The organism is uncultured Nocardioides sp., from assembly GCF_902805925.1.
GTDB lineage: Bacteria > Actinomycetota > Actinomycetes > Propionibacteriales > Nocardioidaceae > Nocardioides.
The window spans coordinates 1-8,809 of record NZ_CADCUP010000083.1 but is presented as its reverse complement, the minus strand read 5'-3'; the positions used below and the strand labels follow the sequence as shown (position 1 = coordinate 8,809).

Below are 8,809 nucleotides of genomic sequence, written 5' to 3'. Positions count from 1 at the left end.
AGAGTTGGACCATCGGACACCCAGCCTGTCCGACCCTGATTTCCCACTGCCTCAGCGAGGCGAGGAGTGCACATGTTCGAGCGGTTCACAGACCGAGCCCGTCGAGTTGTCGTGCTGGCCCAGGAAGAGGCCCGCATGCTCTCCCACAACTACATCGGGACCGAGCACATCCTGCTCGGTCTCATCCACGAGGGTGAGGGCGTCGCTGCCAAGGCGCTCGAGTCGCTCGACATCTCCCTGGAGGCGGTGCGCGCGCAGGTCGAGGAGATCATCGGCCAGGGTCAGCAGGCCCCCAGCGGCCACATCCCCTTCACGCCCCGCGCCAAGAAGGTGCTCGAGCTGTCGCTGCGCGAGGCGCTCCAGCTCGGCCACTCCTACATCGGCACCGAGCACATCCTGCTCGGCCTGATCCGGGAGGGGGAGGGCGTCGCCGCCCAGGTGCTGCAGAAGCTGGGCGCCGACCTGAACCGGGTCCGCCAGCAGGTCATCCAGCTGCTCTCCGGCTTCCAGGGCAAGGAGTCGACGGCCACCGGCGCCAGCTCCGGCACCTCGGGTGCCGAGGCGCCGTCGTCCTCGCTGGTCCTCGACCAGTTCGGCCGCAACCTGACCCAGGCCGCCCGCGAGGGCAAGCTCGACCCGGTGATCGGTCGCGAGCAGGAGATCGAGCGCGTGATGCAGATCCTCTCGCGCCGCACGAAGAACAACCCGGTGCTCATCGGGGAGCCCGGCGTCGGCAAGACCACGATCGTCGAGGGCCTGGCCCAGGACATCGTCAAGGGCAACGTGCCCGAGACGCTCAAGGACAAGCAGATCTACACCCTCGACCTCGGCGCGCTGGTGGCCGGCAGCCGCTACCGCGGTGACTTCGAGGAGCGCCTGAAGAAGGTGCTGAAGGAGATCCGCACCCGCGGTGACATCGTGCTGTTCATCGACGAGATCCACACCCTCGTCGGTGCCGGTGCGGCCGAGGGCGCCATCGACGCGGCGAGCATCCTCAAGCCGATGCTGGCTCGCGGTGAGCTGCAGACCATCGGCGCGACGACCCTCGACGAGTACCGCAAGTACCTCGAGAAGGACGCCGCGCTCGAGCGCCGCTTCCAGCCGATCCAGGTCGCCGAGCCGTCGATCGCCCACACGATCGAGATGCTCAAGGGCCTGCGTGACCGCTACGAGGCGCACCACCGCGTCACCATCACCGACGAGGCCCTGGTCTCGGCGGCGACGCTGGCCGACCGCTACATCTCCGACCGGTTCCTGCCCGACAAGGCGATCGACCTCATCGACGAGGCCGGCTCCCGCCTGCGGATCCGCCGGATGACCGCTCCTGCCGACCTGCGCGAGTACGACGACAAGATCGACGAGGTGCGCCAGCGCAAGGAGGGCGCCATCGACGGCCAGGACTTCGAGGCGGCCGCGCGACTGCGCGACGAGGAGAAGCAGCTCATCCTGAAGAAGTCCGAGCGCGAGAAGCAGTGGCGCGCGGGCGACATGGACGAGGTGGCCGAGGTCGACGAGGAGCTCATCGCCGAGGTGCTGGCGGTCGCGACGGGCATCCCGATCGTGAAGCTCTCCGAGGAGGAGTCGAGCCGACTGCTCAAGATGGAGGACGAGCTGCACAAGCGCGTCATCGGCCAGGAGGAGGCCGTCAAGGCACTCAGCCGGGCCATCCGCCGCACGCGTGCCGGACTCAAGGACCCCAAGCGTCCCGGTGGCTCGTTCATCTTCGCCGGTCCGTCCGGTGTCGGTAAGACCTGGCTGTCCAAGACGCTCGCCGAGTTCCTCTTCGGCGACGAGGACTCCCTGATCCAGCTCGACATGAGCGAGTTCAGCGAGAAGCACACCGTGTCTCGCCTCTTCGGCTCGCCCCCCGGCTACGTCGGCTACGAGGAGGGCGGCCAGCTCACCGAGAAGGTGCGCCGCAAGCCGTTCTCCGTGGTGCTCTTCGACGAGGTCGAGAAGGCCCACCCCGACATCTTCAACAGCCTGTTGCAGATCCTCGAGGAAGGTCGCCTGACCGACTCGCAGGGCCGGGTCGTCGACTTCAAGAACACCGTCATCATCATGACGACCAACCTCGGCACCCGGGACATCAACAAGAGCGTCAGCCTGGGCTTCCAGCAGTCGGGTGACGCCGCGGGCTCCTACGACCGGATGAAGGCGAAGGTCGCAGACGAGCTCAAGCAGCACTTCCGTCCCGAGTTCCTCAACCGTGTCGACGAGATCATCGTCTTCCCGCCGCTGTCGCGCCAGCAGATCGTGTCGATGGTCGACAACATGGTCACAGCCGTCGAGCTGCGGCTGAGGGACCGCGACATGCAGCTGGAGCTCACCCAGTCGGCCAAGGACCTCCTGGCCGAGCGGGGCTTCGACCCGGTGCTGGGTGCGCGGCCGCTGCGTCGCACCATCCAGCGCGAGATCGAGGACACCCTCGCCGAGAAGATGCTCTTCGGCGAGGTGGGCCCCGGCCAGATCGTGCTCGTCGACGTGGAGGGCGAGGGCCCGACGGCGACGTTCACCTTCGACGGCCAGAAGGTCAACGCCCTGCCCGACATGCCGCCGTTCGAGACGGCCGACGTCGTCGCCGACGCCGACCTGCCGCCGGTCGAGGGACCGGACGACAGCGCCGGGCCGGTCGACGTGCCGAAGTCCGACTGACCGCAGCAGACAGCAGGCGGCCCGCTCCCCACCGGGAGCGGGCCGCCTCGTCGTTGCGGGAGGCACCGCTCAGGGCAGGTCGTAGGTGTCCTCGGTGCGCTGCACCACCAGGCCGTCGGCGACCAGGGACGTCAGGCAGCGCAGCCGCTGTCCCTCCTCGGGCCACACCGCGTCGAGGCGCGAGCGGTGCACGGGCGCGTCGCTGTCGCGCAGCACGCCCAGGAGGCGGCCGCGGCACTGGCGGTCGGTGCCGGCCCAGGCCTGCCCGCGGCGTGGCGGGCCGTCGTACGTCGGGGAGCCGAGCGCGCGCCAGCTGCACTGCCCCGCCACGGGACAGTCCCCGCACCGCGGCCGGGCCGCCGTGCAGACCAGGGCGCCGAGCTCCATGACGGCGACCGCCCAGGTGGCCGCCGTGGCCTCGTCGTCGGGGAGCACGGCCGTCGCGACGTCGCGCTCCGCGCGGGTGATCGACGCCGGTGGCAGCTCGACGCCGCCGAGGGTGCGGGCGAGGACCCGTCGCACGTTCGTGTCGAGCACGACGTGGCGTCGCCCGAACGCGAAGCTGGCCACCGCGGCGGCCGTGTAGTCGCCGACGCCGGGGAGCGCGATCAGGGCGTCGTACGACGCCGGCACCTCGCCCCCGTGGCGCTCGACGACGGCCCGGGCCGCGGCGTGCAGGCGCAGCGCGCGGCGGGGGTATCCCAGGCGTCCCCACGCGCGCACGGCCTCGCCGGCGGGCTCGGCGGCCAGGTCCGCCGGCCGCGGCCAGCGCTGGAGCCACGCCTCGTGGACGGGCAGCACGCGGGCCACCGGGGTCTGCTGCAGCATCAGCTCCGAGACGAGCACCGACCACGCGCCGGCCTCGGGCCGCCGCCACGGGAGGTCGCGCTGGTGCTCGTCGTACCACCGCAGGATGGGTGCGTGCAGGTCGCTCATCGCGGCCGATGGTACGGCGCCGCGGAGTGGCAACCCGACGGCGCCCGCCCGGCTGGCTAGCGTGACGCCATGACCGCGCTGACCTCACCGAAGGGCCCGCTGCCGAACCGGGTGTACTGGGTGCGGCGATGCCTGCTGCTCGGCGTCGTCCTGGCGCTCGTCTTCGGGATCGCGCGCGTCCTCGGTGGTGGCTCCGACGCGAGCTCGGGGACGCCCACGGCGACGCGGGCCGCCGCCACCGGAGCCGCGAGCACGCCCGCCGGCACCCCCGCCGGCTCGTCGCCCGCCACCGCCGGCACCGAGACGCCGACCGGGTCACCGGCCGCCGGACCCACCACGGAGGCGCCCGGCAAGGCCACGCCCACGCCCACGCCGACTCCCGTGGCCCCGGTCACCCCCACGCCGACGAGCGTGTGCAGCAACGAGGACATCACCATCACCCCGAACGCCGACGGCGCCGCCGCGGGCGGCAAGGTGCAGTTCCTCCTCAACCTGCGCACCAAGGTGACGCCGGCCTGCACCTGGCAGGTCTCCCCGGACACCGTGACCCTCAAGATCACCTCGGGCGACGACGACATCTGGTCCAGCCGCGAGTGCCCGCGTTCCATCCCGACGCTGGACGTCACGCTCTACCGCGACTTCGATGCCACTGTGCCGGTCGTGTGGAGCGGCATGCGGTCCGGCGAGGAATGCGCGAAGCTGGTCTGGGCCGAGGCCGGGTGGTACCACCTGCTCGCCGCGACATACGCCGGCGAGCCGGTCGACCTGCAGTTCCAGCTCGGGCTGCGGGCGCCGGTGACGATCACCAAGACGGTGGAGCCGACGCCCTCGGGCGCCGTGGAGCCCGACGGCGACTGACGGGGGATCCCGGAGGCAAGGTCAGACGTAGCGCTCGAGGATGCTCGACTCCGCCAGTCGCGAGAGGCCCTCGCGCACGCTCCGGGCCCGGAGCTCGCCGACACCCTCGACGGCCTGGAGGTCGTCGATGCCGGCCGACAGCAGCTGCTGGAGCCCGCCGAAGTGCTCGACGAGCCGGTCGACGACGGCGCTCGGCAGCCGCGGCACCTTCGCGAGCAGCCGGTAGCCGCGCGGAGCGGCGGCCCCGTCGAGGTGCTCCCCGCTGCCCAGGGAGAGCGCCCGGGCCACGGAGCCGGGGTCGACCAGCTCGGTCGGCGAGAGCGCCTCGAGCTGGGCGAGCAGCTCCTGCGAGGAGCGGGTGCGACGCCCGCCCGGCAGGTAGTCGCGGATCACCAGCTCGCGCTCGGCGTCGACACCGGTCACCAGCTCCTCGAGCTGCAGCGACAGCAGGCGCCCGTCGGTGCCGAGCTCGAGCACGTAGTCCTCGATCTCGCGGGCGATGCGGGTGACCATCTCGAGCCGCTGGGCCACCACCGCCACGTCGCGCACGGTGACGAGGTCCTCGATCTCCAGGGCGGAGAGCGTGGACGCCACCTCGTCGAGCCGCATCTTGTAGCGCTCGAGGGTGGCCAGGGCCTGGTTCGCGCGGGAGAGGATCTGTCCGGCCTCCTCGAGGACATGACGGGTGTCGCCGACGTACGCCGCGATGATCTGCATCGACTGGCTGACCGAGATGACCGGGCAGCCGGTCTGCTTGGCCACCCGCTCGGCGGTGCGGTGGCGGGTGCCGGTCTCCTCGGAGGGGATCGTGTGGTCGGGCATCAGGTGCACCGCCGCCCGCTGGATCCGTGAGACGTCCTTGTCGAGGATGATCGCGCCGTCCATCTTGGCCAGCTCGCGCAGCCCGGTGGCGGTGAACGGCACGTCGAGGGTGAAGCCGCCGGTGGCGATCGACTCGACGGTCTTGTCGTGGCCCAGCACGATCAGGGCGCCCGTGCGGCCGCGCAGGATGCGCTCCAGCCCGTCACGCAGCGGGGTGCCCGGCGCGATGGACGCGAGGGTGGCACGCAGACGCAGCGTCTCCTCCGAGCGCTCGGTGCCGACCACGGTGCTCCCCATCGTCCTCGTTGCGGCGCATCGTTTCGCCGTGTGCTGCGGCTAGTCTAGGGGACGTCAGGAGCGGGGCTCGGCCCTCGTGACCTGCAACAACCGCAGCGCGGACACCACGTCGGGCACGTCGAGCACCCGCATGCCGTCGACGGTCCAGCTCTCGGGCGGGCGGGCGCCCGCAGCGCCCCGCCGCTCGCTCGGCACCACCGCGACCTTGAAGCCGAGCCGGGCCGCCTCGGCGACGCGCTGCGGCAGGTCGCGCACCCGGCGCAGCTCGCCGGCCAGACCGATCTCGCCCATGGCGACCACCCCGGTGGGAGCGGCGACGCCGAAGGTCGCGCTGGCCAGGGCGACCGCGATCGCCAGGTCGCTGGAGGGGTCGTGCAGCTTCGCGCCGCCGACGGTGGAGACGAAGACGTCGTGGGCGTGCAGGCGGATGCCGCCGTGCTGCTGGAGGACCGCCAGCACCATCGCCACCCTCGAGGAGTCGACCCCCGAGGTCGTACGGCGCGGGCGCTCGGCCGCGCTGGGGGTCACCAGTGCCTGCACCTCGGCCAGCATGGGTCGCCGGCCCTCCATGGTGACGGCCACGCACGTGCCCGGCACCTGCTGCCGGTGGTGCTCGACGAAGAGGCCGGTGGGGTCGCTGACCGCCTTGATGCCCTCCGGGGAGAGGTCGAAGCAGCCGACCTCGTCGATGGGTCCGAAGCGGTTCTTCATCGCCCGCACCATCCGGAAGCGCGAGTTGCGGTCGCCCTCGAAGTGCAGCACCACGTCGACGAGGTGCTCGAGCACCCGCGGGCCCGCGATGGAGCCGTCCTTGGTGACGTGCCCGACGATCACGGTGGTGATGTTGCGGGTCTTCGCCACCCTGATCAGCGCGGCCGCGACCTCCTTGACCTGGGTGACGCCGCCGGCCACGCCGTCGATGCCGGAGGCGCCGATGGTCTGGATGGAGTCGACCACCAGCAGCGTGGGCCGCACCTGCTCGATGTGGGAGAGGACGGCGCCGAGGTCGGTCTCGGCGGCGAGGTAGAGCTCGTCGTGGACCCCGCCGGTGCGGTCGGCGCGCAGCCGCACCTGGGAGGCGGACTCCTCGCCGGTGACGTAGAGGACCCGCTCGCGCGACCGCGCGGTCTGCGCGGCCACCTCGAGCAGCAGCGTGCTCTTGCCGACGCCCGGCTCGCCGGCCAGCAGGATGGCGGCGCCGGGCACCAGCCCACCGCCGAGCACGCGGTCGAGCTCGGGCACCCCGCTCGCGCGGAACGCCGACTCGCTCACCGAGACCTGCCCGATGGGCACCGCCGGGGTGGTGACCGGCGCGGACGCCGCCCGCAGGGTGGGCGCCGCCGCCTCCGCGACGGAGCCCCAGGCCTGGCACTCGCCGCAGCGGCCGACCCACTTGGAGGTCTCCCAGCCGCACTCCGAGCAGCGGTAGGCGGCTCGCACGCGGGGCTGTCTGCTCATGGGGGGCACGCTAGGCGAGACCGCCGACAGTCCCGCCGAGGACGCGCAGGGTTATGCTGACGACGCTTTTGGAACGATCAAGGAGTCGGGGATGTCGCATCCGGAGCAGCGGGCTGGTCGAGCGCCCGGCAACCTACCGGTCGCGCCCACGACGCTCGCCGACGTCGCCGAGCGCGCCGGCGTCTCCCGCCAGACCGTCTCCAACGCCGTCAACAACCCCGAGCTGCTGCGGCCCGCCACCCTGCGCCGCGTGCGTCAGGTGATCGCCGAGCTGGGCTACTCGCCCAACCGGGCCGCCCGGAGCCTGCGCACCCGCTCCTCCCACCTCATCGGGCTGCGGTTCACCCCCGCGCAGGAGAGCACGGCGAACGCGCTGATGGACCGTTTCCTGCACTCGCTGGTCGAGGCGACCGCCGAGCGGGGCTACCACGTGCTGCTGTTCTCCGACGACGACACCGAGCCGCTCTCGGCCTACGACCACCTGCTCCGGTCCACCGCCGTCGACGCCTTCATCGTCACCGACACCTACCTCGGCGCGCCGCAGGCGGCGTGGCTGACCGGGCAGCGGGCGCCGTTCGTGGCGTTCGGCAGACCCTGGGCGGACCCCCGGGCCACCCACGCCTGGGTCGACGTCGACGGTGCCGCCGGGGCCGAGCTGGCCACCGAGCACCTGCTCGACAAGGGCCACGAGCGGATCGCCTGGATGGGCTGGCGCAAGGACTCCTTCATCGGCGAGGACCGCCGGGCCGGCTGGCTGCGCGCCATGCACGCCCGAGGCCTGAGCACGACCGGGCTGGCGTGTCGCGTGGAGGACACCATCTCCAGCGGGCGCAGCGCGAGCGCGGTGCTGCTCGGCGAGGCCCGGCCGACGGCGTTCGTCTGCGCGTCCGACACCCTGGCCATGGGCGCGATGCACACGCTGCACGACCGAGGGCTCGTCGCCGGGCGTGACGTGGCGGTCGTGGGCTTCGACGACTCCCAGGTGGCCCAGGTCGTGCCGCCCGGCCTGACGTCGGTGCGCCAGCCGCTCGAGGACGTCGCGGTCGAGGTCGTGCGCGCCCTGCAGCGCCTGCTCGCCACCCCGCCGGTCGCCCAGCCGGGCGTCCTGCTCACCCCGACGCTGGCGGTGCGCGGGTCGAGCTGAGGATCGCGCCGCCTGGCGCTACCGCGACAGCTCGACCAGCAGGTCGCGCACGTCGACCGCGGCGATCCGCTCACCCACGGCGCCGGGACGGTTGATAAGCAGCACGGGCGCGTCGTCGTCGCGGGCGGGCAGCCGCGGCTGTCACCACGTCACAGCCCCACTTTCACCGGCGGATGTCCGGTTGGACGTCGCGCGTCAAAAGTGGCTCAGCAGCGCCTCCACCACAGGTTCACGGCGTAGTCCACCTCGGTGCCGTCGTGCGCCGCCAGCACCTCGTCGGCGACAGCGGGCGGCAGCTCGATCCGCACGACCGCCTCGAGGTCCGCCCGGTTCGCGAAGCGCCACCCCATGTCGACCGGGACCCGGCTCCACCCGTGCATGGACCAGAAGCGCTCCACGGTGTCGGGGTCGACCATCGGGTAGCCGCGGCGGAACCAGCCACCGAACGTCGAGCGGGTGGCGTCGTTGTCGATCACGAACGCCGTGCCGCCACGGCGTACGACGCGCCCGAGCTCGCGGAGCCCCGGCTCGCAGCCCGGACCGAAGAAGTAGGCCAAGCGCGCCTGCACCCAGTCGACGCTCGCGTCGGGCAGGGGGATGCGCTCCGCGAGCCCCGCCAGCACCGAGACGTTCGCTAGC

7 protein-coding genes are annotated in these 8,809 nt (G+C 72.3%); 3 read left to right on the top strand and 4 right to left on the bottom strand.

All coding sequences use genetic code 11. The features are described from left to right. Positions 1–72: 72 nt before the first annotated feature. A complete protein-coding gene (locus QZX64_RS05880; RefSeq protein WP_295657672.1) occupies positions 73–2,655 on the top strand; it encodes an ATP-dependent Clp protease ATP-binding subunit in 2,583 nt (860 codons plus the stop codon). Positions 2,656–2,724: 69 nt separating this feature from the next. Here QZX64_RS05880 and QZX64_RS05875 read toward each other — a convergent pair whose 3' ends face one another. Next, complete coding sequence (locus QZX64_RS05875; protein WP_295657671.1) at positions 2,725–3,591, bottom strand: A/G-specific adenine glycosylase; 867 nt, start codon at positions 3,589–3,591, stop codon at positions 2,725–2,727. A 69-nt stretch (positions 3,592–3,660) separates the two neighbouring features. On the opposite strand from QZX64_RS05875, the gene QZX64_RS05870 reads away from it, so the two are divergent. Next, entirely contained in the window at positions 3,661–4,449 is a 789-nt protein-coding gene (locus QZX64_RS05870; protein WP_295657670.1) for a hypothetical protein, read from the top strand. 21 nt (positions 4,450–4,470) lie between these two features. Here the strand turns inward: QZX64_RS05870 and disA are convergent, their stop codons facing one another. Then, positions 4,471–5,568, bottom strand: coding sequence for a DNA integrity scanning diadenylate cyclase DisA (gene disA, locus QZX64_RS05865; protein WP_295657669.1), 1,098 nt, complete (start codon positions 5,566–5,568; stop codon positions 4,471–4,473). 54 nt (positions 5,569–5,622) lie between these two features. Then, the gene (gene radA, locus QZX64_RS05860) at positions 5,623–7,026 is read right to left on the bottom strand and encodes a DNA repair protein RadA (protein ID WP_295657668.1); all 1,404 of its coding nucleotides are present in this window, start codon (positions 7,024–7,026) and stop codon (positions 5,623–5,625) included. Here radA and QZX64_RS05855 point away from each other — a divergent pair. After that, positions 7,025–8,170: a LacI family DNA-binding transcriptional regulator gene (locus QZX64_RS05855; protein ID WP_295657667.1), complete on the top strand. Its 1,146-nt coding sequence runs from the start codon at positions 7,025–7,027 to the stop codon at positions 8,168–8,170. The genes radA and QZX64_RS05855 overlap by 2 nt on opposite strands. 206 nt (positions 8,171–8,376) lie before the next feature. Here QZX64_RS05855 and QZX64_RS05850 read toward each other — a convergent pair. Beyond that, on the bottom strand, positions 8,377–8,809 hold a 433-nt coding region (locus QZX64_RS05850; protein ID WP_366558521.1), incomplete at its 5' end, for a methyltransferase domain-containing protein.

What these genes read in the sequence shown, in the direction of transcription:
- QZX64_RS05880 (WP_295657672.1), top strand. Translation starts at nt 73, where the DNA reads ATGTTCGAGCGGTTCACAGACCGAGCCCGTCGAGTTGTCGTGCTGGCC.
- QZX64_RS05875 (WP_295657671.1), bottom strand. Translation starts at nt 3,591, where the DNA reads ATGAGCGACCTGCACGCACCCATCCTGCGGTGGTACGACGAGCACCAG.
- QZX64_RS05870 (WP_295657670.1), top strand. Translation starts at nt 3,661, where the DNA reads ATGACCGCGCTGACCTCACCGAAGGGCCCGCTGCCGAACCGGGTGTAC.
- disA (WP_295657669.1), bottom strand. Translation starts at nt 5,568, where the DNA reads ATGGGGAGCACCGTGGTCGGCACCGAGCGCTCGGAGGAGACGCTGCGT.
- QZX64_RS05855 (WP_295657667.1), top strand. Translation starts at nt 7,025, where the DNA reads ATGGGGGGCACGCTAGGCGAGACCGCCGACAGTCCCGCCGAGGACGCG.
- radA (WP_295657668.1), bottom strand. Translation starts at nt 7,026, where the DNA reads ATGAGCAGACAGCCCCGCGTGCGAGCCGCCTACCGCTGCTCGGAGTGC.